Below are 24072 nucleotides of genomic sequence, written 5' to 3'. Positions count from 1 at the left end.
GTATTTTTTATTGTATCATGATTGTATGCTCTTTTATCTCGAATTTTATATCCGTAGTCATCTCTATCATTTTCAACACTTGAGATATATCCGCATATTTCGGTAATGACCCCGTGAACCGTTTCTGTTTCATAGATGAATTCGCGAAAAAGAAATCCACGTTATACCACCGGGATAACTTCCGAATCACCCCTTCCATATCCTCGCTGGCAAAAGTAAACCGATCCAGCCTCCACAGAGTATATAACTTAGTGTTTACCTCCCGGACGGTCATCTCGCCCCCTCGCAATAGCGCTTGTTTCCCGGGAGTCAACACAACCTTTTCCCCGTTCACCTTATCATTCACTTCAACCCGTCCCTCCACTAACGTTGCATGACAACTTTCCTCATCCTCGTACACCGATACGTTGAAAGAAGTTCCCAATACTTTCACATCCATATCCCGTGTCTCCACGATAAACGGGGCCGCCTCGTTCCGTGCCACTTGAAAATAGGCCTCTCCGGTTAATTGCACTCGACGCTCGTTACCAACAAAATGGGCAGGATATTTCAATTCGGAAGCACTATTCAACCAAATTTCCGTACCGTCATCCAGCACGATTTTGTACTCGCCCCCCTTCGGAATTCGTAACGTGTGCCATTCCGACATACTCGAAAGTGCGGATAAAGAATACTTCAAACTACCATCCTCTCTAATATTCAAGGTCTCCGTTCCCGTAATATTCAAACAGGTATCTTTCAGGCCCTGTAATACCACTTGTTGCCCCGTCTCTGTAATCAACACAGCCCGCATTCCCCCCTGCTCTATCCGGGCGATAGCGACTTGTTTTACTTCCGGTTGAGGAGAACCGGTCATTTGCCAATAAAGCAATCCTCCCACGAAAGCCACCACCACGGCAGCCACCGCTCCCCACACTTTCAACAGAGAACGTCCCTTCCGAACCGGTTCTTCCATCGCCTCCTTCAACTGTCCCCACCGCCGGGACGTGTCAAACGACACATACTCCCCGATCTCCCGTTGCAAAACATCCTTATCCCGCAACTCTTCCAATAACCTCTGATGCCGCTCGTTTTCATCCAGCCACACCCGAAGACGGCTCATTTCCTCTTCCGAAATGTCCTCCCGTAAATAAGACAGAATCAACTCATGTATGTCTTTTGTAACTTTCATATACCTGAATTTTACACCTTAAACACACTCAATCGACAAATAGGTGACAAGAGAATGAAAAAAATATCATCACGTACACGTAATACCACATAACCTCTAATGATCCCCTATAATAATAAATGCATGAAGACACCTTCTTACTTGCGAGAAAATTCTTTATCGTATGCCAAAATAGAATTTCAGTTTGAGTTATTTTTATTTATTGTTTGTTAAAATGGCGGCTATCATCGGGCAATAATGGGGCGAGTAGGCGGCGACAACGCCTAACTGTCACCCAACAGTCTAGTAACAGCCTAGTAATTCCCATAATTAAGATAAGATCATCCCCGGCAAAAGAGGAATCATAACAAAAAGACCTTCGTTACAAACCAGGAAAAAACATCCCTGCATAAACAAACAAATCACCTAATCTACCCCGTAAATAAGACTTTGCCCGTTGTTTCTGTGTTTTGATGGTATTCAACGATATATCCAACTCTTCGGCAATCTTCTTATCCTCCTGTCCATCCACGTAAGAACGTTTAAAAATCTCCTTGCACTTATCCGGCAGCTCATCAATTGCCCCAAAAAGTTCAGCCACCACTTCTGCCCGAATCTGCTGACAAAGAAAATAATCCTCATCCAACTCTTCCCGTTTCAGATTTCGATAATTCCGATCCCGAATCTCTAAATCCCGGAGATAATTTAAACACCGATGTTGCACGCTGTTATATAGAAAGGTTTTTATCGTTTTCAAGTTAGGGAACCCACCTCGGTCCATTTTCCAAAAGGAAAGGAAAACATCCTGCACAATGTCCTCCGCCTCCAAATGATCCCGCACAATACGAGCCGCAAAAAAGCATAGCGCTTTATGGAACGTCTCGAACAATCGCTGGAAAGCCTCCTGTTCCCCCTGCTCCAAACATTTCACAAACTCCGGTGACTGAATATCAATATTACACATCAAATCCCTATCTTAATTTGCTTATCGCACATTCCTATCAAAACCGCCAATAAATAGGATCACTCACAAAAATAAATATTATTTTATCAAATCAAAACAAATACTTCAAATATTAAAAAGAGCCGTCTTCCTTATGGGAGACAGCTCTTTTTCCTTTTTACTTATTCTCAGTAGATAACCTTATCTTAAATAACCTGACTTACTTTTCTTTTTACATTTACCTTTACTTCGGGAAGACTAACCGGTCCGAAGATCGTGTCCTGACTTGCTACTTTCTGTACCGGAGCAACTGCGGTAGTGTTTTCTACATTCTCTTGATCGGCATAAACACATACGATTTTTTCAGCTTTAGCTTGGTTTAAACTACGTCCACCGATAAACACTGTAATTACAGCCACGAATACTATTATAATATACTTCATCATTTTATTTTATATTTAAAAATTAGACAACTATTTTTATTAACTCTCTTTATTTCGTTGTTATTGTCTTTCAACAATACAAAAGTACGACTCTTCCCCCTACCGGGAAAATTATCCAAGTTATACTTTAGTTGTCATAAGGTTAAATATATGTTAGGCTTAAAAAAGATAATCCTCTCTTTTATAATAATTAACCAAAGCGGATTTCCCCGTCTATCCAAGGAATGAAAGGGTATTTCATGCTCACAACAGGGCGTTAACGAAATCATAATTTACCCGCTCAAACCTCAAATTTTTAAGGGAAACAATTTATCTGGAAATTCTGATTTTATATACAACAGACATAAAAAAAAGAATGTAACGAGAGGCATTTTAGAGCCATTCGTTACATTCTACTACAATTTTTCGGGATACCCCGTACAATAACCATTATCGAACTTCCGATCCCGGTTTCACCTCTTTATCCGGTGAAACAAAGGAAAGCGTTCCATCGGCATTCTCGGCCATCAAGATCATTCCTTGTGACACGATACCTTTTAACGGTTTCGGTTCCAAGTTAACCAACACGCTGACTTGACGCCCGATCACCTCCTCCGGCGTGTAATGCTCGGCAATACCCGAAACAATCGTACGTTCGTCAATTCCCGTGTCCACGGTCAATTTCATCAACTTCTTGGTCTTAGCCACTTTCTCGGCAGCGATGATCTTACCTACCCGAATATCCATCTTCATGAAATCCTCGTACTGGATATTCTCCTTGGCAGGGACGGCCTTCACGGAAGCCATCTCGTTTGCCTTCTTGGTAGCCAACAATTTATCAATCTGAGCCTGTATTGTTGCATCCTCGATCTTCTCGAACAACAATCCGGCCTCACCTAATTCATGCCCGGCAGGAATCACGCCATCACCCATTTTAGCCCAATCAATCACGTCAATATTCATGAACTCACGTAATTTCTGAGAAGAGAAGGGCATGAACGGTTCCATCAACGTGGAAAGGTTGGCAGAAATCTGTAAACAGATATTCAGAATCGTCTTCACCCGTCCCTCGTCCGTCTTGATCACTTTCCAAGGTTCAGTATCTGCCAAATATTTATTACCCAAACGAGCCAGATTCATCGCCTCTTTCAACGCGTCGCGGAAATGGAAGGTCTCCAGACTCTTCTCAACACGTTCCACGATTTGCGGAATCTCTGCCAAGACCTCTTTATCGTAATCCGTCAACTCGCCCCGTTCCGGTACCCGGTTGGCAAAATACTTTTGTGTCAGCACCAACGTACGGTTAATGAAGTTTCCATAGATTGCCACCAGCTCGCTGTTATTCCGGGTTTGGAAATCTTTCCAGGTAAAGTCATTATCTTTCGTTTCGGGAGCGTTTGCCGTCAACACGTAACGTAACACGTCCTGTTTACCGGGGAACTCCACGAGATACTCGTGCAACCATACCGCCCAGTTCCGGGAAGTGGAAATCTTATCTCCTTCCAAATTCAGGAACTCGTTGGCCGGCACGTTATCCGGTAATATATAAGAACCATCGGCTTTCAACATGGCCGGGAAAATAATACAATGGAAAACAATGTTATCCTTCCCGATAAAATGAATCATCCGGGTTTCCGGGTCTTTCCAGTATTTTTCCCATTCCGGGGTCAGGTCTTTTGTGGCAGAGATATACCCGATCGGGGCATCAAACCACACGTAAAGCACTTTTCCCTCGGCTCCCTCGATCGGAACGGGTACTCCCCAATCCAAGTCACGGGTCACCGCACGAGGTTGCAAACCGTTGTCCAACCAAGATTTACATTGCCCGTAAACATTCGGTTTCCACTCTTTATGTTCTTCTAGAATCCACTCTTTCAACCAGCCTTCATACTGATCCAAAGGTAAATACCAGTGCTTTGTTTCTTTCAATTCCGGTTTGTTTCCCGTGATCGCAGACACCGGGTCAATCAAATCGGTAGCGTTCAAGCTAGTTCCACAAGCTTCACACTGATCCCCGTATGCCCGTTCGTTACCGCAATGAGGACATTTCCCCACGATATAACGGTCTGCCAGGAATTGCCCTGCCTTCTCGTCGTAGAACTGCATCGAGGTCTTTTCGATAAATTTTCCCTCATCATACAGCTTCTTGAAAAAAGCGGAAGATAACTCGTGATGCGTCTTCGAACTTGTCCGGGAATATATATCAAACGAAATACCCAATTCTTCGAAAGAATCCTTGATGATCTTGTGATAACGATCGACAATATCCTGCGGGGTCACACCCTCTTTCTGAGCCTTGATCGTGATCGGCACCCCGTGTTCGTCCGATCCACCGATAAATGCCACATCCTCACCTTTTTTCCTCAGATACCTCACGTAAATATCGGCAGGCACGTACACCCCCGCCAAGTGTCCGATATGCACGGGTCCATTCGCATAGGGCAAAGCCGTGGTAATCAAATTTCTCTTGAACTTACTCATATATCCAGTTTATAAACTTTTGAACTCTAGTGGCGCAAAGTTAGAAAAATATTAGTTACCTTCGTACTATAATAACAAAACTTCAACTTTTATGTTACGACCTATATACCTGCAGCCGGGAGATAAGGTGGCTTTAATTTCACCCTCCGGCGTTGCAACAAAAGAACAGCTGGATGCGGCCTGTTCACTCCTGACCTCTTGGGAGTTGGAACCTGTACCCGGACAACACGTTCTTTCCCGACACGGGAGATTGGCAGGCACGGATGAAGAACGATTACATGATTTACAAACAGCCCTTGACGCCGAGGACATCCGGGCCATCTGGTGCATGGCGGGAGATTACGGGATGTTACGTATCGTGCAAGAGGCGGATTATTCCATATTTCAAGGAAACCCCAAATGGGTGATCGGGATGAATGACATCACGGTGTTACACTCCAAACTCCATTCCCTCGGAATCGAGAGTTTACACGCCTTCATGCCTTCCGATTACAACACAACTTCCCCGGAAGTGGTCACGCAATTACGGAATTTTCTTTTCGGGATTATTTCTTCATACGCCATCCCTGCACACCCGTTCAACCGACCGGGAATCGTGGAAACAGAAATGATCGGTGGAATGTTGCAATGGGTGCATAACCTGCATGACACTTGCATCGAACGGAACACGAAAGGGACGATCCTTTTCATCGAGGACCCGTCTGACGATCTGTACGAAATTGACCGGAACGTGAAATGTATGAAATACGCTGGGAAATTCCAGCACTTAGCCGGATTGATCATTGGGGAATTCGGGAAAGACTCGACCCCGGAATTTAAAGAAGAAGTGTATAAATTGATTCATGACGCAGTGGAAGATTACACGTACCCCGTGTGTTTCGGTCTTCCGGCCGGACACGTGCGCAACAATTTTCCCCTGATCCTGGGAGCAAACGTGGAATTAATCGTTCACCCGAAAGGAGCGGAACTACATTTCCCCTGATCACGTACAAGCCATGCACAAAATTTTATTGGTAATTCTATTTTTAATTTACATTGCAATGAATAATATTGTTTATCCGGCAAAGCTGGACACCCTATACCGGGCGATTGACTATCGCCAGTCACAACACGATTTGCCCTTGATCGGCATTTCTGCCAATTTCGAAAACGGGAACTCATGTATCGAACACTCGTACGTGATTTCAATCCTGCAAGCGGGCGCGATACCCGTGCTACTTCCCGTGCATAACGATATCGAAACACTCCGGAAGACCATCGAAACACTCGATGGATTAATGCTTACCGGAGGTGGGGATATTAATCCGCTGTACGGGAACGAGGAGCCTCTCCCCCCGCTCGGAAGTATTGATGCCGCCAGAGATCAATTCGATTTCACGCTGGTAAAACTGGCTGCCGACCGACAAATCCCCATCTTCGGAATCTGCCGCGGGCACCAGATCATTAACATGGCTTTTGGGGGGACAAACTACCAGGACATCTATTCCCAGCATGAACAGCAACTACTGAAACACAGCCAGTCCATCAGCCGGGAATTCGGTTCCCACACGGTAAACATTGTCAGCAACACCGTACTCCATTCTGTTCTCGGAACAGACTCCTTGATCGTGAATTCATACCATCATCAAGCAGTCAAAGACGTGGCTCCCGGATTCCGGGTAAGTGCCACCTCTCCCGACGGGATCGTGGAGGCCATGGAAGGGATGCCCGGACACCGCGTATTCAGCGTGCAATGGCACCCGGAGAAAATGGCCGTTCGCCCGGACGAGCAAATGATGAAATTATTCCATTATTTCGTGGACGAGGCAACCTTGTTTAAGAAAGCCAAAGAGATTCACCGAAACAGTCTTATCGTGGATTCCCATTGTGACACCCCGATGAAATTCACCGAAGGATTCAATTTCGGGGAACGTCACGAGGATGTCAAAGTCGATCTCCCCAAAATGCAGGAAGGACGAGAAGATGCCGTTTTTATGGTAGCCTATCTTCACCAAGATGCCCGGGATGATGAATCCCTGCAAGCTGCCACGCAAAAAGCCGTGGATATTCTTTTCCAGATTTCCGAGCAGGTAAAACTCAATGAAAACCAAGTAGGCATTGCCTATAACGTAGATGATTTGATCTACTTGAAAAATGCCGGAAAGAAAGCCATCTTCCTTGCTATCGAGAACGGGTATGCTATCGGCAAAGATCTCAACAATCTTTCCATGTTCAAAGACATGGGAATCACGTACATTACCTTATGCCACAACGGCAGCAATGATATATGCGATTCCGCCAAAGGTGAGCCGGAACATGACGGATTGAGCCCGTTCGGTCGGGAAGTAGTGAAAGAGATGAACCGCCTCGGTATTATCATCGACATTTCACATACCAGCGCGAAAACGGTGCAAGATGTTCTGGAACTCAGCACGGCACCCATCATCGCATCCCACTCTTCCGCACGAGCTTTATGCGATCACCCGCGGAACCTCACGGATGATCAGATCAGAGCAATAGCAGCTAAAGGTGGAGTGGTACAGGTATGCCTCTACAACTGGTTCCTAAGCAAACAACCCAACCCGACAATTCTGGACGCCGTGGCACATATCAACCATATCGTGCGACTTGTCGGCATTGACCACGTGGGTATCGGCACGGACTTTGACGGCGATGACACGGAAAAACTAACCGGTTGCCGGGCTGCCAATGAAGTGATTAACCTCACGATTGAACTTCTCCGACAAGGGTACACCGCCGAGGAACTGCATAAATTATGGGGAGATAATTTATTGAGAGTATTGAATACCGTGCAAAATTAAAATACAAGCTTGCAATTTCAGCTCATGCTAAATTTCACATTTTAAACCATGACGATCGAAACGTTACACCAGAAATTTATACACAAACTACCCGGTGAAACAGCACAAGAACGGATGTCTCCCCAGCCGAAATACGTGGAAGGGAAAGAGGGAATCCACCAAGGTCATCCCATCAACAGTGCCGTTATGATGCTCCTTGTTCCCTACCAAGGAGATTTGGCGATACCTTTCATCAAAAGAACAAATGCAGGGAAATATCATGGGGGACAAATGGCCTTACCCGGTGGTAAAAGTGAACCGGGAGACGGGAATAGCCTGAACACGGCATTACGGGAATGTGAAGAAGAGATTGGGGTACCCCCCAAGGAGGTCACGGTTATCGGAAAATTAAGTGACGTGTATATTCCATTAAGTAACTTTAATATAACGCCCTTTGTTGGAACTATCCCAGAAATGCCTAATTTTGTACTCTCGAAAAATGAGGTAGAAAAAGTGATCATCATTCCGTTAAAAGACTTACTGGACGACAAGAATAAAACAAGTCAGGTATTGTACCGGCAGGAACAAAAAATCATAGCCCCGGGTTACAAAATCGGAGAAAATTTCATCTGGGGAGCCACGGCCATGATGATCTCAGAACTGGAAGCCATGGTAAAAAACGAACAATAACGACTGAACGCAAGATGAAGAACAAATTTTGTATATACATTCTCTTCCTGTTACTCGGCTGCATGGCTTGTAACTTTTCCTCCACACAGGAAAAATACAAAACACTTGGCAGCGAAACATGGGAACGAGACAGCAATTACAAATTCGAATTCGACATCACGCAACCCGGCAGTTATCATATCAGCACCTGCATCCGTCACACTACCGACTATAAACAAAGAAATATCAGTTGCTACTTGATCATCCGACATCAAGGGGTAGAAGTGGATAAAGAGAATTCAGATATTATCATTGTCGACAATAACGGCAGGTGGGTCGGTCAAGGACTCACGGGACTAAAAACAGTCGTACAATCGATTGAACGGATTTTCCATTTTGACTCCACGGGTATTTATACAGTGGAAATCAAACACCGGATGAAAGACAAACAACTGAAAGGGATTAAAAATATAGGAATTAAAATAAAATCCATAACTTATTATGGCGAAGAATAAACTGGCGAAATTTGCCGAAATGGAAACCTTGGAAAACGTGTTCCAACCCACCCATGAAGAAGTATTCCGCACGGATTACAAGTTAAAGGGAAAATGGGGAGAACAAGTTTTCGGCAATGATCACCCGATCGTTTTAGAAGTGGGATGCGGCAAAGGAGAGTACTCCGTGGGATTAGGCGAACTCTATCCCGAAAAGAACTTTATCGGACTTGACATCAAAGGGGCCCGAATGTGGACAGGAGCGAAAGCCGCAAAAGAAAAAGGAATGAAAAACGTCGTTTTCCTGCGTACTCACGCGGAAGAACTGGAATCCATTTTCGCTCCCGGAGAAGTTTCCGAAATTTGGATTACCTTTCCCGACCCTCAAATGGCAAAAGCCCGCAAACGACTCACGGGAACCCGTTTTCTCTCCCTGTACCGAAAGTTTCTGAAGGAAGACGGCCTGATCCATTTGAAAACAGACAGCCCTTTCCTCTATCAATACACGGCAGAACTGGTCAAGGCGAACCACCTCCCCGTGAACGTCAACACGGATGATCTTTACGGGGTTGGACTGGATGATAAAATTTTAGGCATCAAGACTTTTTATGAACGGCAGTGGCTGTCACGAGGTAAAACCATTAAATACATCCAATTTTCATTAGCTGGGCCTATCCAACTCGTGGAACCCGAAATCGACATTGAAAAGGATGATTATCACAGTGAAACACAATTCATGACGAGACAATTGAAAGTTGAAAATTGAAAATAAAGAAATGAAAGAACCTGTAACCTGTAACCTACCAATTGGTAACTCGCCGAAGGCGAATCCTCCCCGGGTATTAATGGCCATGAGCGGCGGAATTGATAGCACGGTGGCAGCCATGTTGCTACAAGATCAAGGGTACGAGCTGGTAGGGGTTACTTACCGGGTATACGATCAAATCTCCCAGGCCTGCATGGAGAAAGAAAAAGGGTGTTGCAGCGTGAACGCCATTTTCGAGGCTAAACACATGGCCCTGCAAATGGGATTTGAACATCACATTCTCGATATTCGGAAAGATTTTAATGATCTGGTGATTCGGAATTTCATCGATGAATACTTGCAAGGACACACGCCCAATCCTTGCGTACTCTGCAATTCCACGATCAAATGGGGAAAATTGATTGCCATGGCCGACGAGTTAGGCTGTGATTATATTGCCACGGGACACTATGCACGCATCGGTCAACAGGACGGACGTTATTTTCTGCGCAAAGGAGTGGACGAGACCAAAGACCAGACTTATTTCCTCTGGACGTTAACCCAGGAAAATCTTGCCCGCACGATCTTTCCTCTGGGGGAATTAACAAAACCTGAAGTACGACAAATTGCCTTGGAGAAAGGATACGAGAAACTCTCCAAGAAAAGCGAGAGCCAAGAAATTTGCTTTATCCCAGATAATGATTACCGTACCTTCCTCGCGGAGAACGTGGAAAACTTTACAGAGAAATACGGTCCCGGATTGTTTGTTGACACTTCCGGCAAACGCTTGGGAGAACACCGGGGATTCCCCAACTACACGATCGGACAACGCAAGGGACTCGGCATCGCCCTAGGACATCCCATGTTCGTGGTCGACATCCGACCGGAAAGCAATGAAGTCGTGCTGGGAACCCGGGAAGAACTACAAGGAAAAACGTTCCGGGCAAAGGATATTAACCTAATGAAGTACGCCTCCCTACCCGATGGCTTTGAAGTAAACGCCAAAATTCGTTATCGCAACCGGGGAGCGCAAGCCTCCGTCTATCACGAAAATGACTTACTCCGGGTAGAATTTCACGAAGGAATGGATTCGATCACCCCGGGACAAAGTGCGGTTCTATATGAGGGAACCGATGTCGTGGGGGGAGGAATTATCATCTAAATACAAAAATTTAGGCTGGAAAAAGAAAATAAAACTCTCTTCTTCCAGCCTAATGTATTATAATCCTTCAACCTAATTGCGGGTACAAAATCCCTTACTCATACTCGTGAAGTGAAAGTGGGATTATTTTATTCCGGTACCCAAGAACTTCATAGAAAAAGAATCAAACTGGTCTATGGCCTCCGGCTGACGAGCCAAGGCATCCGGAACTCCTTCCAAAGCGTATAAACGGGAATATTTCAATATTTTCTCGGACATCGACTTTATCTCTGTTGTCCCTAGAAACTTCTCGGCAGCCCAGACAATATTATCATACGCTTCCGGTTGGCGGGCAATAGCGGAAAAACAAGCCGCCAGACATTTTCCCCGAGCCGTTCCCCGTTCCACTTCCGCCTCTTTATCCAATGGAGCGATAGCAGTAATCGTGTCATACTGAGCCAATTTTGCCGTAGCTTGTATCAGCTCTTTTGTCATTTCCGGTTGACGGGCAATACTTTCATATAACGAAAGGGTAGAATACATTTGATTCGCCTTGTAATCAGACGTGAATGTATCACCATTATATATAGTAACATCATCCCCCTCATCCGAACAAGCGACAAAAAATAGTAGGCAGGCAGCCATTAATGTGGTAACAATTCGTCTCATTTGTAATTTAAATTTATCTGTTTAACTTGTTATCTATAATCTTCGTCAATACCTCCCGCAGCGTCCCCCCCATGGCACGCACCATCTTCGGCACGAAACTATTGGAAGTCATCCCCGGAGTAGTGTTCACCTCCAACATAAAAATCTCGTCCTCCCGCACGATATAATCCACCCGGATGATCCCTTCACATCTTAATATATCGTAAATCATCGAAGACAATATCTTGATCCGGTTAGTCAGTTCGGGTGAGATACGAGCCGGGATAATTTCATCCGACTTTGTCGGGTCATATTTGGCCTCGAAATCAAAAAACTCGTTCTTCGGAACCACCTCGGCAATCGGCATGGTAATATCCATATCCCCAGCCTTCACGACCCCGCAAGTCAGTTCCGTCCCGTCGATAAATGTCTCGATCAACACTTCCCGACAGAGAGCAAAAGCCTTTTTCAAGGCATCTTCCAACTGGGCAGCCTCCTTTACTTTTGTCACCCCGAAACTGGAACCCTCGGCATTCGGTTTCACGAAACAAGGCAACCCCACCTCGTTGATAATCTCGTTCACGTCGTATGCCATTCCCCGAATCAACATCACGGAATCGGCCACGTTTACCCCGTAACTCTTCAAATAAGTATTACACGTGTGTTTATCGAAAGTCAAAGCAGAGGCCAACACGTTACAGCACCCGTAAGGCACACCCATCATATCCAGATACCCCTGCAACAACCCGTTCTCCCCCGGAACACCGTGTATCGTGATATAGGCAAAATCAAACAAGATCTTCTCCCCGTTCCGGGTAAACGAAAAATCATTCTTATCCACGGGGAACTTTTCCTCCCCGATCTCCACGTGCCAGTCCCGTTCTTTCAGAACAACGAGATATTTATTGTACCTGGTTTCATCAACCTCATCATATATATTCTTCCCAGATTTCATGGAAACCTCATATTCTGAGGAATTTCCACCGGCGATAATTGCAATATTTTTCATTTTGAATTCATCTTTTATAACACAACAAAAATACAAAAAAGAGAATAGGAGATGATAAAAAGTTTATATTTTTGCAAGCCTCAATAACACAAGGATATGACAAAGATAAACGACCTGACACAAGGGAGCATCAGCAAGGGAATTTGGAGCATGGCAATTCCCCTTATCACGGCCTCTTTCGTTCAAATGGCATACAGCATGACCGACATGATCTGGCTGGGACATTTGGGTAGCGAAAGCGTGGCCGCAGTCGGTGTCGCCGGATTCTTCACGTGGTTAGGTAACGCTTTATCATTCATTAGTAAAGTCGGGGCCGAAGTCACGATCTCGCAATCCTTGGGGGCTCGTGCAAGCAAAAGAGCCCGGGCATACGCCAACCAATCGGCCATGTTGTCATCCATCATTGCCTTGGGTTACGCTTGTTTTATTTATATCGCGGCTCCCATGCTGGTCGGGTTGTTTCACTTGGAAGAGAATATCTCGGAACTGGCCATCATGTACATGCGCCTAATCACCCCCGGACTGTTCTTCACGTTCAATAACAACACGTACAGCGGACTGTACAACGGGCAAGGAAACAGTAAAACCCCGTTGAAGATTGTCGCCACCGGATTAATATTCAACATTGTCCTCGACCCACTATTAATATACGGGTACGGTTTTGTTCCCGCAATGGGAACGGCAGGGGCAGCCATTGCCACGACGTTCTCCCAGTTAGTCGTGTTTTCTATTTTCATTTGGAACCTTTATTTCCGTAATTCATCCATCGGAAAACTATATTTTATCACCCGATTAAGAGCCCGGTTCGTGAAACGTATCGTCTCGCTCGGCTTACCCGTGAGTATGCAAAGTGCTTTATTCGCCATGTTCTCCTTGACACTGGCTACCGTGGCCGCACAATGGGGACATATCGGGGTAGCCGTGCAGAGCGTGGGCGCACAAATCGAGGCCATCACTTGGATGACAGCCGCCGGTTTTTCCACTGCCCTAGCAGCCTTCACGGGACAGAACTTCGGGGCCCGCAACTTGGGCCGCATACGCTTGGGATACCATTACACGTTGAAACTCGCCGGGGGGATCGCCTTGATCGCCTGCCTGGCCTTCTTGTTCTTTAGTAAAGAAATATTCAGCGTGTTTATCAACGAACCGCAGACACTTGTTGCAGGAAGCGCATACCTGAAAATTCTCGCTATTTCCCAGATATTCTCGGCCATAGAACAGGTCACTGCCGGGGCTTTCAACGGATGCGGACGTACCACCCCGCCTGCTATCGTGGGCATCATTCTTACAGGAGCCAGAATCCCCTTGGCCTACTACCTGGTTACGTTCCCCTCACTCGGGCTAAACGGTATCTGGTGGAGCATTTCACTCTCCAGCGTGATGAAGGGTATCGTACTGGCTATCTGGTATCAATCTTTTCAGAAACGTCTGGAAAACGGACAATACAAACCTGTCGGTATTCTGGGAAAAATGCATGCCGTGGCAAGTCGTCTTTGGCAGCAATTTAATTGAAAATTGAAAGTATAAACCGGGATTCAATAAGAATCTCGTTCTTTTCGTGTCAAAACGACATGAAATTATTACAGAAAAAATTCTGTAATTTTTCGGCATAAAGATTGTTGATGTAAAAAATAAGGCTTACATTTGACGGCGTTAAAAAGCAACAAATAGCCATTTAAGAAACGTATAACAATAAAAAAATTACAGAAATGAAAGTAACAGTTGTAGGAGCAGGAAACGTTGGTGCAACTTGCGCGAACTGCATCGCTGAAAAGGACATCGTGAATGAAGTTGTTCTTCTGGACATTAAAGAAGGCGTTGCTGAGGGTAAATCATTGGATATGTGGCAAACCGCCCCGATCAATCTTTATGACACCCGTATCAAAGGTGTAACTAACGATTACGAGGCTACCAATAATTCAGAAGTTGTGGTAATCACTTCAGGTCTTCCCCGTAAACCGGGAATGAGCCGTGATGACTTAATCGCAACAAACGCCGGTATTGTAAAATCAGTTACTGAAAATATTATCAAACATTCTCCGAATGCCAAGATTATTATCGTGTCTAACCCGCTTGACGTAATGTGCTACTGCGCTTACTTGACTGCCAAAGTCGATTCAAGCCGTGTATTCGGTATGGCTGGTATTTTGGATACCGCTCGTTACAGAGCATTCTTAGCTGAAGCATTGAATGTTTCCCCGAAAGATATTCAAGCCTTGTTATTAGGTGGACACGGGGACACGATGGTTCCGCTCCCAAGATACACCACGGTTTCAGGTATTCCTGTAACAGACTTGATTGACCATGACACGTTGAATGCCATCATCGAAAGAACGAAAGTTGGCGGTGGCGAGCTGGTTAAATTGATGGGCACTTCAGCATGGTACGCTCCCGGTGCAGCCGCTGCTCAAATGGTTGAGGCAATCGTGTGCAACCACAGAAGAGTATTCCCGGTTTGCGCTTTGTTGAATGGCGAATACGGAATGAACAACATCTATTTAGGAGTTCCGGTAATCTTGGGCAAAAATGGTATCGAAAAAATCATCGAGGTTAAACTTGACAAGGACGAACAAGAGTTATTAGCTCAATCAGCTAAAGCTGTAAAATCAGTTATGGACGTACTTGACAACATGAAATTATTTTAACTAACAATAGTACTTCACGATCATTCTTTAAAAAACCGTCCCGGGGCGCCGGGACGGTTTTTATTTTGGTACTTATATACACCTTGTAGTGAAATGTGAATTCCTAAATAAGAACACGTGTTATCAAATGAAGAAAGGATAAACATTTAAGGAAATCACCAGATAATCAAAGAGCAAAAGCCTATTAACTTCGTATCAAAGACGTTCATGAACGTCTTTGATACGTCTTTGTTGCGAAGTTGATACGTCTTTGATCCCTGAACACATCGAATATGCAACGGCTAAACACCGTGTATTATCCTAAAAAAAGCTACTGTAAACCAGGGTAAACCTATGTCTGAATTTAGTTTTCTAGTTCCAACCCGGATTCTGTTCCAGCTTGGCATCTATATTTGCGTCAATCGCTTTCTGCGGGATCGGGAATAATTTCCACTCGATTGTTCCCGTGTAAGTCGGGTAATCAGCAATATAATACGCATGAGCCCGAAGTTGATCCTCCATGACAGAGCCTTGCATACGTAATAACGTACACCATCTTCTTTCCTCCATGAACAACTCTCTTGCTCTCTCGTCCAAGATAAAAGCTAAAGAAATATCTCCCGCTGTTGCCATACGGCTACATTGCGCCCGACCGCGCAACTGGTTTATGTCATTAGCGGCACTACCGGCATCCCCCATACGGAAATAAGCCTCCGCCCGTAACAAATAAGTTTCAGCTAAACGACAAGCATACTCGTCCCGGAAAGTATTCGTACGATTTCCCCCGTACACTAAATCCTCGTATCCCCAATCATCCACGGGAGCGAATTTGGTCCATACCGGGTAATAATGATCCATGTTTGATTCATCCAACATATCGGCTGTCACGATCTGACCGTATTTACTGTGTTTGGTATCGATACACACGAATTCCCGACGGATATTCGCCTTTGAATTCCGAATATCCGTGGCAAAATCACCCGCCCAAATATCATTGATCATGTAGTTTGTCGGGGCATTAAAAGATACTCCCCGGCCACCAACATAGGCACAGAGGTTTCCCCCGGGATAGATTGATTCATCAATATTCGTGTTCCACGGGCCATACCCGGCATCCGATTCCGAATATTCGCTTTTCCAACGCATCTCCCTCAACACGGGAGAAAAACTTCCGGCATAAGGCAAGAAATGATTTCCCCCGAAGTCATGCCAGACCGTCACATCATTTTGCAACGTCCACAAAGCCTCGGTATTTCCCTCGGCATAATCCAAATTTCCCCGTTGAAAAAGATCAAAAAAGACATCCCCGTCCGGGTAATAAGCCTCGACTCCATTCATGGCTTCACCAGAACCCGGTTTTACCCGGGAACCGAACCGCTCGGTCATCAAAGAGTGCAACTCGGTAACCTTGGTCGCGTAAAGAATAGATTGCTGCAACAATTCCCGATCATCCCCCAACTCGGTAGCCAAAGCCAGATAAGCCTCTGCCAAATAATGATAGGCCGCACCTTTCGCCACGTATCCCGCCTCTCCCGGATAATCAGGCAAAGTATCCGCCGCATTCTCCAAATCTTGAATGGCGAACCGATACGTTTCCTCCCGGGTCATCCGGGTGAAATCATACCGGGGTTCCTGATAGAATTTCGTCACCTCGGGAACTCCCCCGAACAACTCACCCAAAGTGAGGTAAGCAAATCCCCGGAAGAAATTAGCCTGTGCCCGTACCTGCGCCCGGTCATTCTCGCTATCCCAGTTCAAGGTCTTTACTTCTGTCCCCTCCAAAGTCTGGTTGGCATAACTCACTAACTGATAATAGGCCTCGTAAATATTCTTCACTTCATTTTTATCCGTGGACCAAGAAGAGAAATTAGACATCCCGTTACCACTTGACCGCCACATCGGGGTATCAAACATATCGGTACCTGCCCCTTTTAAAAACACGTCATTCTGTAACCAATAACGAGCGTGGGCATACATATTCGTCACGCAAGCTTTTACCTGATCCACGGTCTTGAAAGCATCTTCAGCCGTGTAAAACGTGTCGGGATGTTCTTCCAGAAAAAGATCATCGTTACACCCGGAAATTCCCATTACCATAGCGGCAAAAATAACCGCAATATATTTTCTAGTTTTCATCATCACGCTCCAAATTTAAAATGTCAAATTAACTCCAAATGAATACATGGCTGCTAACGGATAACCGTAACTTCCTCCTAACGTTTGTTTGATTTCCGGATCACCACCAACCCAATTGGTTATCGTGAACACGTTCTTTGCAGCAAAAAAGACTTTCAACCCGGTGATCTGCAAACGACTCAACCAATCCTGATGGAAAGTATAGGAAAGGCTTAAATCCTGCAAACGCACGAACCCATAACTTTGCAGCGGGGTAAAACGACTGTCTGCATAATCCACACGGGGATATTTGTTACTTCTGTTTTCCGGGGTCCACCAACCATGATTCAAGTTATTATCCCACACGGTTCCTGTTGCCGTTTGGTAAGCATACGTGTTCTGGCTCAGTCCGTAACCATTTCCCCCAAACACGCCCGCGAACAAGAAATACAATTCCAGATTCTTGTATTTGAGCGTGTTACTCAAACTCATCCGGAAATTTTCTTTGTTATATCCCAAGATGGTACGATCGTCTGCCGTGATCCTACCATCCTCACTCCCGTCCAGATTAGCAAATTTCACGTCACCGGGTGCCGCGTTATTTGCCTCGATGTATTCAATATCTTCTTCCTGTACAATTCCTATCGACTTATAACCGTAAATGGCCCCCAAAGATTTCCCGATAAACAGACTATTGGAAATATCATCTTTCCCGTCACCGTATAAATCTTTCAATTTATTCCGGTTTAGATAGAACGTGACAGCCGTACTCCAATTCCAGTCTTTCGTTCGGACATTCTGCGTGGTCAACGTGGCCTCTATCCCCCAGTTATCAATCTGCCCCATCGTGGCTTTCATACTTGTCAACCCGTTATTCATCACGGGCAACAATCGATCAAAAATCTGATCGGTCGTCTTCGAGAAATAACCGTCAAATTCCAAATAAATCCGGCTACCCAATAAACCGAGGTCAAACCCATAGTTAAATGCCTCCGTTGTCTCCCAACCCAGATCGGCATTTCCGAGTTTATCATAGCGTTGTCCCCAACTAATCGTCGATTCATTCCCGAAAGGATAACCGATACCACCTTGTTGTCCTAATTTTATCTGAGACAATGTCATATACGGGTCCAGAGATTGATTACCATTCTTACCCCACGATCCCTTCAACTTTAAATAATCAATGAACGACACCCGTTTCATAAAACGTTCATTCGAAACCGTCCATGCCACCCCGACTGCCGGGAAAACACCCCATTTCGAGTTCTTCCCGAACACGGACGATCCGTCCCGACGCACGGAAACACTTAAATGATACGTGTCGTTATAATTATAGCTGATTCGTCCCAGATACCCGATATTATTATGTTTTGTCTTATCGATATTCGTAATCTTCTGTGTTTTAGCATACACTAGCCCATCGGCTCCCAGCACGGTATTCCCTTGATCCGAAAAATCACTTCCGGTCATCTTCCGGTAATCATACCGTTTGGAATCCCTCGTGTAAACGTAGGTTGCATCAATAAAATGTTTCCCGAATTGACGATTAAAATTCACGATATGGTCCATCACCCAGTACGTGTTCTTCGTGCGGGCGCTATACCCGTTCGCCTTACTCAAGAAACCGGATAATGCCGAGGCCGAATACCGATCTTCAGAAGTTCCTTCTGCCACAAAATACCCCTCATGCTCGAAATAATCCCGTTCCACGTTCTCCCAGGAATAAGCAGCATTTACCCGGTAAGTCAGTCCTTCCAACCAAGGACATTTCACAAGTACATGCCCTTTTATTAAAGTCGTGGCATAAGTGTCATGATCATCCACCGTACCACTATTCACCAACCACAAAGGATTTGTCAATCCGCCTCCCAATTCTCTCGGGTACTTCTCCAGTTCACCGTTCGGACGTGTGACACGGCCGTAAGGAGTCAAGCGCAAGGCCTGTACCAGATTGTAAGTCGTGGGACCGGAGTAATCATTAAAGGTATATCCCATTTGTGTCCCGACTTGCAACCAAGAAGCCACGTCACTCTGCAAACGGAGCGACAAAGCCTCCCGTTTATAATCATCTCCAATAATTACACCTTCCTGATCAACGTGAGAAGCAGATAGGAAATAATTCAATTTTTCCGTCGCACCGGATACGGATGCCGAATAACTCTGCATCAATCCTACCCGGCTCACGTAATCCAACCAATCCGTAGTCTTGCCGTTTTTATAATTCTCTAGCTCGAATCCACTCATCCAAGCTGAAGGATCGGCATCCTCCGCTAGATGCTGGGTTGCATTAATCTTTTTAATATAATTCTCAGGACTCAGCACCTCCGGACGATTCGCCATCTCCGACAATGTCCACGATGCATTAAAATTCAGCACGGGTTTTCCTAATTTTCCCTGTTTCGTCGTGATCATCACCACTCCGTTAGCAGCTTGTGATCCATAAGCAGCCAAAGAAGTCGCGTCTTTCAACACGCTCATGCTTTCGATGATATTGGGGTCTATATCCCGCAAACTCCCCATAAAAATCACCCCATCCATCACGATCAACGGGTTAGATGTCGATCCCCCGATCGATTTTTGCCCCCGTACTTGTAAAGAAGGTGCCTGTCCTGCTCCTTGTTGTTGCGACACGGTAATACCCGTTACCGTTCCCCGCAACGCATCCATCGAGTTCGTATTCGGTAACAAAGCCAAAGGAGATTCCGCAGTGTTAATCACACTCACGGACCCCGTAAAATTCTTCCGGGCCACGGAACCATATCCCACGACAACCACCTCGTCCAACTCTTCATTATCCACCCGTAACCGGACATTTCGCATCCCTTCCTTTTTTAACACTATTTCCCGGGTAACATACCCGACAAAAGAAACCCGAAGTACGGCTCCAGCCTTTACCGTTAACTTGTAATTGCCCAAAGTATCGGTCACGCATCCATTTGTTGTTCCTTGTTCCAAGATAGCGGCCCCGATAATTGGTTCTCCTTGTTCATCAATTACTCGACCAAATATTTTCCACTTTGCCACTTGCGCCGAATTGATTTCACCCGCAACACTTCGGGACATTATTCCCACCATACACAGGCCACCAAGCAATAAAATCATTCCGAACTTGATAACGCCTTTCTGAAAAAAATCTAGATCCTTCATTTTATATCACGTATATGCATTAATTTTCCTTCAAAAATTCACGTAATTTTTCCTACACAACAAACACGCCAAAACACAAGGAAGAAAATATCGAATTGATTTTCTGCAAAGAAGGTCTCTAGGTTTCATCATGGGCCAACAAAAAAGTGTGGAATTTTTACACATGCCAAACACCAATATTCCACACCGTTTAAATTTATATAAATTTCAACAACAATATCCCTTGCAAAATAATTCACCTTTTTATTGATTTAATAAAAAATCTATTTTAACTTTGTAACGCAAAGAACTTTTAGAATATGGAAAATAAAGAAGCGCTCGATACATTACACGACATCAAAGAACTCATGGAAAAATCCACGAAATTCATGTCGATAAGCGGAATTTCCGCTATTCTCGTTGGCATTTATGCCTGCATCGGAACCGGATTGGCCTACTTTATTCTAAACAAACAAGACTCTTTTGACACCTTGTTTAATATACCATTATTAAATATCAACACCACTTACCAGCTCGCATCAATTTGCTTGATCGCGCTAGGAGTACTCGCTCTTTCACTCCTCACCACATTCACGATGAGCTACCAGAAAGCAAAAAAAGGATGTAGAAACATCTTTAAAGATAAATCCGTCCACCGTTTACTTTGGAACTTCTTCCTTCCCTTGCTGACTGGCGGGATTCTTTGTTTCTCTTTAATATGGCAGCAATATTACGGATTGACTTCTTCCATAATGCTCATTTTCTACGGGTTATCTCTAGTGAATTGTTCCAAGTATACCTATTCGGACATACGCTACCTAGGTTATGCGGAGATTCTGTTAGGTCTCGTTGACAGTTTCGCAATCACCCATGCCCTTTTATTCTGGGTTACCGGTTTCGGATTACTTCATATTGCGGCAGGAATATACTTTTATTATAAAGTTGAACACAAACAGCATCCGGCAAGACCGTAACCAAGTGTAAATCGCAATCCATGAAAGAATACCTGGAAAATATAAACAAGGCTTTTGAAAGCAAGGCACGCTTGGGGATCATGTCCATCTTGATTGTCAACGAATCGGTAGATTTCGTAACCCTCAAGAATTTACTCGATCTCACGGACGGGAACCTAGCCAGCCACACCAGAAGTCTTGAGGAATTGGGATACATCCAATGCCAGAAACAATTCATCGGACGACGCCCCAACACGACGTTCTCCGTCACGCAGAAAGGCCGGGAGGCTTTTGCAAAGCACTTAAACGCTTTGGAAGAGTTTTTAAAGAACCAGAATATATAATTTTTTTTACTTATTATACTTTGAAATTCAAAGTTCTTTTCAAATAACATTAAATACAATACACCATGGACGAACAAACAGCAAAAAATCAAAAAGAGAACAGCACACGAAAAAGTCTCAACAAACAAGACTCTTTAGTTCTAAAGATTGTACTCATTGCCTTCCTAATCCTCTTGTCTTTCATTCCCATGAGCATGATTCGAGGACTAATCAATGAAAGGGAAATGACAGCAAATGCCGCCGCACAAGAGGTGCAACAGAAATGGAGTAAGTCTCAAACCCTCATTGGCCCGATATTAACCATCCCTTATTTTTACCAGAACCAAAAAGGAGAGAACCAAAAGGGATATATCAATTATCTCCCCGAACAACTGAACATCACCGGAGATGTCAACACGCAGGAACTCAAACGAGGACTATATGAAATTATCGTTTACAATTCCACGCTGGAGATTACCGGGACATTCTCGGCCAGAGACCTGAAAGAAAGCAATCTATTCACCAACGACAAATGGATTGAAGGTGCCACACTCAACCTTGGGATCAGTGATTTGCGAGGAATCAATGAACAAATCTCGCTTGAATGGGACAACCGGAAACTGAATTTCACACCCGGGGTTGATCCCCACAGCCTCGTCGTTTCCGGCATATCATCGAAAATCACACCACAACAACTGTTTGCAAACGATTCGGTCGTTCATTTCACGATAAAACTCAAACTGAAAGGCTCCGAATCCATTCAATTTACCCCTCTTGGCAGAACAACAAAAGTCGCCATTCGTTCAAATTGTCAAACCCCAAGCTTCAATGGAGCCTTTTTACCCACCGAACGAGAGGTCTCGTCAGAAGGTTTTACGAGCAAATGGGAAGTACTGGAATTCAACCGGAACTATTCACAGATTCTCAAAGAGAGTCCCTATCGTGCCACCACGAACGAATACAGGGACATGACGGATGACAATTTGGGATTCCAATACACGAACTACGCCATCACGGAATCCACATTCGGGGTAAATCTCCTGTTCCCGGTAGACCAATACCAGAAATCCACACGCTCCGCTAAATACGCCTTTTTAATCATCATATTGACTTTCGTTGTCAGTTTTTTCGTGGAAATATTCCAGAAAAAGAACATTCACCCGGTTCAATATCTACTTGTCGGACTGGCCCTATGCTTGTTCTACACGCTATTAGTCTCCACGTCCGAACATATCGGTTTCACCCCCGCCTATATCATCTCCGCCCTCATGACCACTTTACTCATCACGTTCTACATGGTCGGCATTTTAAAAATAAAGAAAACGGCATTCACGATCGGGGGACTTCTGGCTTGCCTTTACGCCTACATTTTCTTCCTGATCCAACTGGAAACCTACGCCCTGCTGGTGGGGAGCATCGGATTATTCGTTATCTTGGCGATTATCATGTATTTCTCTCAAAAAATAAACTGGTACAATAATCAATAACCACTTTTTCCTCTTTCCGGGACCAACCGGAAAGGGGAAAAATAAAAACCGACAACATCATGAAAAAATTCTGGATACACAATTTATTTATCACGCTATCCCTACTCGTTGTTTTCCTAGTCACCTTGTACTCGATAGGAATATACAACAACCGTTTCGGCCATTATCTTGCCCTAGCGATCTTCGGGATTTCCGGATTGCAATCCATAGCCAGTTTGATCATAGGTCTTTACAATATCAAGCTCCAAACTGCCAATATGATTTTACTGGGAATTTTATCCGTGGCATTTTCCTCTCTAATAACCATTTACACGTTCAATTGTTTATTCATATCGTGCTAAAAACAGCATACACGAGGATTAACGAATTGTAATTATTAGCTTTATTCCTTGATTTCTTTCCGAAATTAACATTCCTCTTTTTTGGATTTCACCGAAAATGCGTAAGTTTGTGCAAACTTTAAAATATGGAGATAAAGATTCCGATAGAGATCGTTGAACTGGAAGATAACAGCTTTCACATCATCGTCTCTTTGCAAATCGGTAGCATTGAGGGAGATTTCATTATAGACACGGGAGCATCCGTGACGGTCATAGACAAACTTACACCGTTTAGTTATGAACCGCTGGATGATGTTTCCGAGATTAACTCCGGGGGTGTGTGCGGAGAAATTAATGAGGTTCAGCTTGTGAATATCACGGCTCTACAAATCGGCAACCACACGATCGAGAATATCCACGCGGCAGTCATCGACTTGCAGTACGTGAATTCTCTATACGACAAACACCTGCAACGCAGGGTTGCCGGATTGTTGGGGAGCGATTTTCTCGTCAGGCATGAGGCGGTCATTGATTATGGAAATAAGGAGTTAACATTAAAAGTATCTGCCTAATTGTATAGCAATTTTGAAAAAATTGTTATACTTTTGCGCACTAAATATGTGTTAAAAGAAGAATTGAAGC

Annotated in this window: 21 protein-coding genes; 13 read left to right on the top strand and 8 right to left on the bottom strand. The window is 44.6% G+C overall.

All coding sequences use genetic code 11. From position 1 onward, the window contains the following. Positions 1 to 7: 7 nt before the first annotated feature. The 4 genes from F1644_RS17550 to metG form a co-directional block, all read right to left on the bottom strand. Positions 8 to 1171, bottom strand: coding sequence for a FecR family protein (locus tag F1644_RS17550; RefSeq protein ID WP_118304417.1), 1164 nt, complete (start codon positions 1169 to 1171; stop codon positions 8 to 10). A 361-nt stretch (positions 1172 to 1532) separates the two neighbouring features. Further along, positions 1533 to 2114: an RNA polymerase sigma-70 factor gene (locus tag F1644_RS17545; protein ID WP_118304418.1), complete on the bottom strand. Its 582-nt coding sequence runs from the start codon at positions 2112 to 2114 to the stop codon at positions 1533 to 1535. A gap of 185 nt (positions 2115 to 2299) precedes the next feature. Next, complete coding sequence (locus F1644_RS17540) at positions 2300 to 2536, bottom strand: hypothetical protein (RefSeq protein ID WP_147344511.1); 237 nt, start codon at positions 2534 to 2536, stop codon at positions 2300 to 2302. Between the two features lie 429 nt (positions 2537 to 2965). Then, a complete protein-coding gene (gene metG / locus F1644_RS17535; RefSeq protein ID WP_118304420.1) occupies positions 2966 to 4996 on the bottom strand; it encodes a methionine--tRNA ligase in 2031 nt (676 codons plus the stop codon). 91 nt (positions 4997 to 5087) lie between these two features. Between metG and F1644_RS17530 the strand changes: the two genes are divergently transcribed. From F1644_RS17530 to mnmA, 6 genes are read left to right on the top strand one after another with little or no spacing between them, the layout of a single operon-like run. Then, positions 5088 to 5978: a S66 peptidase family protein gene (locus tag F1644_RS17530; RefSeq protein ID WP_118304421.1), complete on the top strand. Its 891-nt coding sequence runs from the start codon at positions 5088 to 5090 to the stop codon at positions 5976 to 5978. A gap of 58 nt (positions 5979 to 6036) precedes the next feature. Continuing rightward, on the top strand, positions 6037 to 7797 hold the full coding sequence (locus F1644_RS17525; protein ID WP_118304422.1) for a gamma-glutamyl-gamma-aminobutyrate hydrolase family protein: 1761 nt from the start codon (positions 6037 to 6039) through the stop codon (positions 7795 to 7797). A gap of 48 nt (positions 7798 to 7845) precedes the next feature. After that, on the top strand, positions 7846 to 8466 hold the full coding sequence (locus tag F1644_RS17520; protein WP_087420971.1) for an NUDIX hydrolase: 621 nt from the start codon (positions 7846 to 7848) through the stop codon (positions 8464 to 8466). 14 nt (positions 8467 to 8480) lie between these two features. Beyond that, positions 8481 to 8960, top strand: a complete 480-nt coding sequence (locus F1644_RS17515) for a gliding motility lipoprotein GldH (RefSeq protein ID WP_118304423.1) — start codon at positions 8481 to 8483, stop codon at positions 8958 to 8960. After that, the gene (trmB, locus tag F1644_RS17510; protein ID WP_087420969.1) at positions 8947 to 9705 is read left to right on the top strand and encodes a tRNA (guanosine(46)-N7)-methyltransferase TrmB; all 759 of its coding nucleotides are present in this window, start codon (positions 8947 to 8949) and stop codon (positions 9703 to 9705) included. The genes F1644_RS17515 and trmB overlap by 14 nt, the downstream gene beginning before the upstream one ends. 10 nt (positions 9706 to 9715) lie before the next feature. Next, the gene (gene mnmA, locus F1644_RS17505) at positions 9716 to 10846 is read left to right on the top strand and encodes a tRNA 2-thiouridine(34) synthase MnmA (RefSeq protein ID WP_229782374.1); all 1131 of its coding nucleotides are present in this window, start codon (positions 9716 to 9718) and stop codon (positions 10844 to 10846) included. Between the two features lie 123 nt (positions 10847 to 10969). On the opposite strand, the gene F1644_RS17500 is transcribed toward mnmA, so the two are convergent. Next, positions 10970 to 11494 (bottom strand): hypothetical protein, encoded by a 525-nt coding sequence (locus F1644_RS17500; RefSeq protein ID WP_140402580.1) that lies wholly within the window; start codon positions 11492 to 11494, stop codon positions 10970 to 10972. 13 nt (positions 11495 to 11507) lie between these two features. Next, positions 11508 to 12482, bottom strand: coding sequence for a D-alanine--D-alanine ligase (locus tag F1644_RS17495; protein WP_087420967.1), 975 nt, complete (start codon positions 12480 to 12482; stop codon positions 11508 to 11510). A gap of 96 nt (positions 12483 to 12578) precedes the next feature. Here F1644_RS17495 and F1644_RS17490 point away from each other — a divergent pair, with 96 nt between their 5' ends. Both F1644_RS17490 and mdh read left to right on the top strand, forming a co-directional pair. Continuing rightward, on the top strand, positions 12579 to 13994 hold the full coding sequence (locus F1644_RS17490) for an MATE family efflux transporter (protein ID WP_087420966.1): 1416 nt from the start codon (positions 12579 to 12581) through the stop codon (positions 13992 to 13994). Between the two features lie 197 nt (positions 13995 to 14191). Next, positions 14192 to 15127, top strand: a complete 936-nt coding sequence (gene mdh / locus F1644_RS17485) for a malate dehydrogenase (RefSeq protein WP_118304424.1) — start codon at positions 14192 to 14194, stop codon at positions 15125 to 15127. Positions 15128 to 15478: 351 nt separating this feature from the next. On the opposite strand, the gene F1644_RS17480 is transcribed toward mdh, so the two are convergent. Together F1644_RS17480 and F1644_RS17475 are read right to left on the bottom strand one after the other, a co-directional pair. Next, positions 15479 to 17245 (bottom strand): RagB/SusD family nutrient uptake outer membrane protein, encoded by a 1767-nt coding sequence (locus tag F1644_RS17480; RefSeq protein ID WP_229782373.1) that lies wholly within the window; start codon positions 17243 to 17245, stop codon positions 15479 to 15481. A gap of 12 nt (positions 17246 to 17257) precedes the next feature. Next, entirely contained in the window at positions 17258 to 20368 is a 3111-nt protein-coding gene (locus F1644_RS17475) for a SusC/RagA family TonB-linked outer membrane protein (RefSeq protein WP_118304425.1), read from the bottom strand. Positions 20369 to 20667: 299 nt separating this feature from the next. On the opposite strand from F1644_RS17475, the gene F1644_RS17470 reads away from it, so the two are divergent. The 5 genes from F1644_RS17470 to F1644_RS17450 all read left to right on the top strand — a co-directional run bounded on the left by F1644_RS17470 (position 20668) and on the right by F1644_RS17450 (position 24002). Then, a complete protein-coding gene (locus F1644_RS17470) occupies positions 20668 to 21321 on the top strand; it encodes a hypothetical protein (protein WP_118304426.1) in 654 nt (217 codons plus the stop codon). Positions 21322 to 21341: 20 nt separating this feature from the next. Continuing rightward, positions 21342 to 21644, top strand: a complete 303-nt coding sequence (locus F1644_RS17465) for a winged helix-turn-helix domain-containing protein (protein WP_087420963.1) — start codon at positions 21342 to 21344, stop codon at positions 21642 to 21644. A 65-nt stretch (positions 21645 to 21709) separates the two neighbouring features. Then, positions 21710 to 23110 (top strand): cell envelope integrity protein CreD, encoded by a 1401-nt coding sequence (gene creD / locus F1644_RS17460; RefSeq protein ID WP_118304427.1) that lies wholly within the window; start codon positions 21710 to 21712, stop codon positions 23108 to 23110. A 59-nt stretch (positions 23111 to 23169) separates the two neighbouring features. Then, a complete protein-coding gene (locus F1644_RS17455) occupies positions 23170 to 23451 on the top strand; it encodes a hypothetical protein (protein ID WP_118304428.1) in 282 nt (93 codons plus the stop codon). Between the two features lie 125 nt (positions 23452 to 23576). Beyond that, positions 23577 to 24002: a retropepsin-like aspartic protease gene (locus F1644_RS17450; protein ID WP_087420961.1), complete on the top strand. Its 426-nt coding sequence runs from the start codon at positions 23577 to 23579 to the stop codon at positions 24000 to 24002. Positions 24003 to 24072 lie beyond the last annotated feature (70 nt).

Origin of the sequence: Butyricimonas paravirosa (assembly GCF_032878955.1) — a bacterium.
In the GTDB taxonomy this organism is placed as follows: Bacteria; Bacteroidota; Bacteroidia; order Bacteroidales; family Marinifilaceae; genus Butyricimonas; species Butyricimonas paravirosa.
Note: the sequence above shows the minus strand (reverse complement) of the source record. Positions and strands in the feature narration are given on the sequence as shown.

What these genes read in the sequence shown, in the direction of transcription:
- F1644_RS17475 (WP_118304425.1), bottom strand. Translation starts at nt 20,368, where the DNA reads ATGAAGGATCTAGATTTTTTTCAGAAAGGCGTTATCAAGTTCGGAATG.
- F1644_RS17465 (WP_087420963.1), top strand. Translation starts at nt 21,342, where the DNA reads ATGAAAGAATACCTGGAAAATATAAACAAGGCTTTTGAAAGCAAGGCA.
- mdh (WP_118304424.1), top strand. Translation starts at nt 14,192, where the DNA reads ATGAAAGTAACAGTTGTAGGAGCAGGAAACGTTGGTGCAACTTGCGCG.
- F1644_RS17500 (WP_140402580.1), bottom strand. Translation starts at nt 11,494, where the DNA reads ATGAGACGAATTGTTACCACATTAATGGCTGCCTGCCTACTATTTTTT.
- F1644_RS17480 (WP_229782373.1), bottom strand. Translation starts at nt 17,245, where the DNA reads ATGATGAAAACTAGAAAATATATTGCGGTTATTTTTGCCGCTATGGTA.
- F1644_RS17525 (WP_118304422.1), top strand. Translation starts at nt 6,037, where the DNA reads ATGAATAATATTGTTTATCCGGCAAAGCTGGACACCCTATACCGGGCG.
- F1644_RS17540 (WP_147344511.1), bottom strand. Translation starts at nt 2,536, where the DNA reads ATGAAGTATATTATAATAGTATTCGTGGCTGTAATTACAGTGTTTATC.
- F1644_RS17515 (WP_118304423.1), top strand. Translation starts at nt 8,481, where the DNA reads ATGAAGAACAAATTTTGTATATACATTCTCTTCCTGTTACTCGGCTGC.
- mnmA (WP_229782374.1), top strand. Translation starts at nt 9,716, where the DNA reads ATGAAAGAACCTGTAACCTGTAACCTACCAATTGGTAACTCGCCGAAG.
- F1644_RS17530 (WP_118304421.1), top strand. Translation starts at nt 5,088, where the DNA reads ATGTTACGACCTATATACCTGCAGCCGGGAGATAAGGTGGCTTTAATT.
- F1644_RS17520 (WP_087420971.1), top strand. Translation starts at nt 7,846, where the DNA reads ATGACGATCGAAACGTTACACCAGAAATTTATACACAAACTACCCGGT.
- F1644_RS17470 (WP_118304426.1), top strand. Translation starts at nt 20,668, where the DNA reads ATGGAAAATAAAGAAGCGCTCGATACATTACACGACATCAAAGAACTC.
- F1644_RS17550 (WP_118304417.1), bottom strand. Translation starts at nt 1,171, where the DNA reads ATGAAAGTTACAAAAGACATACATGAGTTGATTCTGTCTTATTTACGG.
- F1644_RS17450 (WP_087420961.1), top strand. Translation starts at nt 23,577, where the DNA reads ATGGAGATAAAGATTCCGATAGAGATCGTTGAACTGGAAGATAACAGC.
- F1644_RS17495 (WP_087420967.1), bottom strand. Translation starts at nt 12,482, where the DNA reads ATGAAAAATATTGCAATTATCGCCGGTGGAAATTCCTCAGAATATGAG.
- F1644_RS17545 (WP_118304418.1), bottom strand. Translation starts at nt 2,114, where the DNA reads ATGTGTAATATTGATATTCAGTCACCGGAGTTTGTGAAATGTTTGGAG.
- creD (WP_118304427.1), top strand. Translation starts at nt 21,710, where the DNA reads ATGGACGAACAAACAGCAAAAAATCAAAAAGAGAACAGCACACGAAAA.
- F1644_RS17490 (WP_087420966.1), top strand. Translation starts at nt 12,579, where the DNA reads ATGACAAAGATAAACGACCTGACACAAGGGAGCATCAGCAAGGGAATT.
- trmB (WP_087420969.1), top strand. Translation starts at nt 8,947, where the DNA reads ATGGCGAAGAATAAACTGGCGAAATTTGCCGAAATGGAAACCTTGGAA.
- F1644_RS17455 (WP_118304428.1), top strand. Translation starts at nt 23,170, where the DNA reads ATGAAAAAATTCTGGATACACAATTTATTTATCACGCTATCCCTACTC.
- metG (WP_118304420.1), bottom strand. Translation starts at nt 4,996, where the DNA reads ATGAGTAAGTTCAAGAGAAATTTGATTACCACGGCTTTGCCCTATGCG.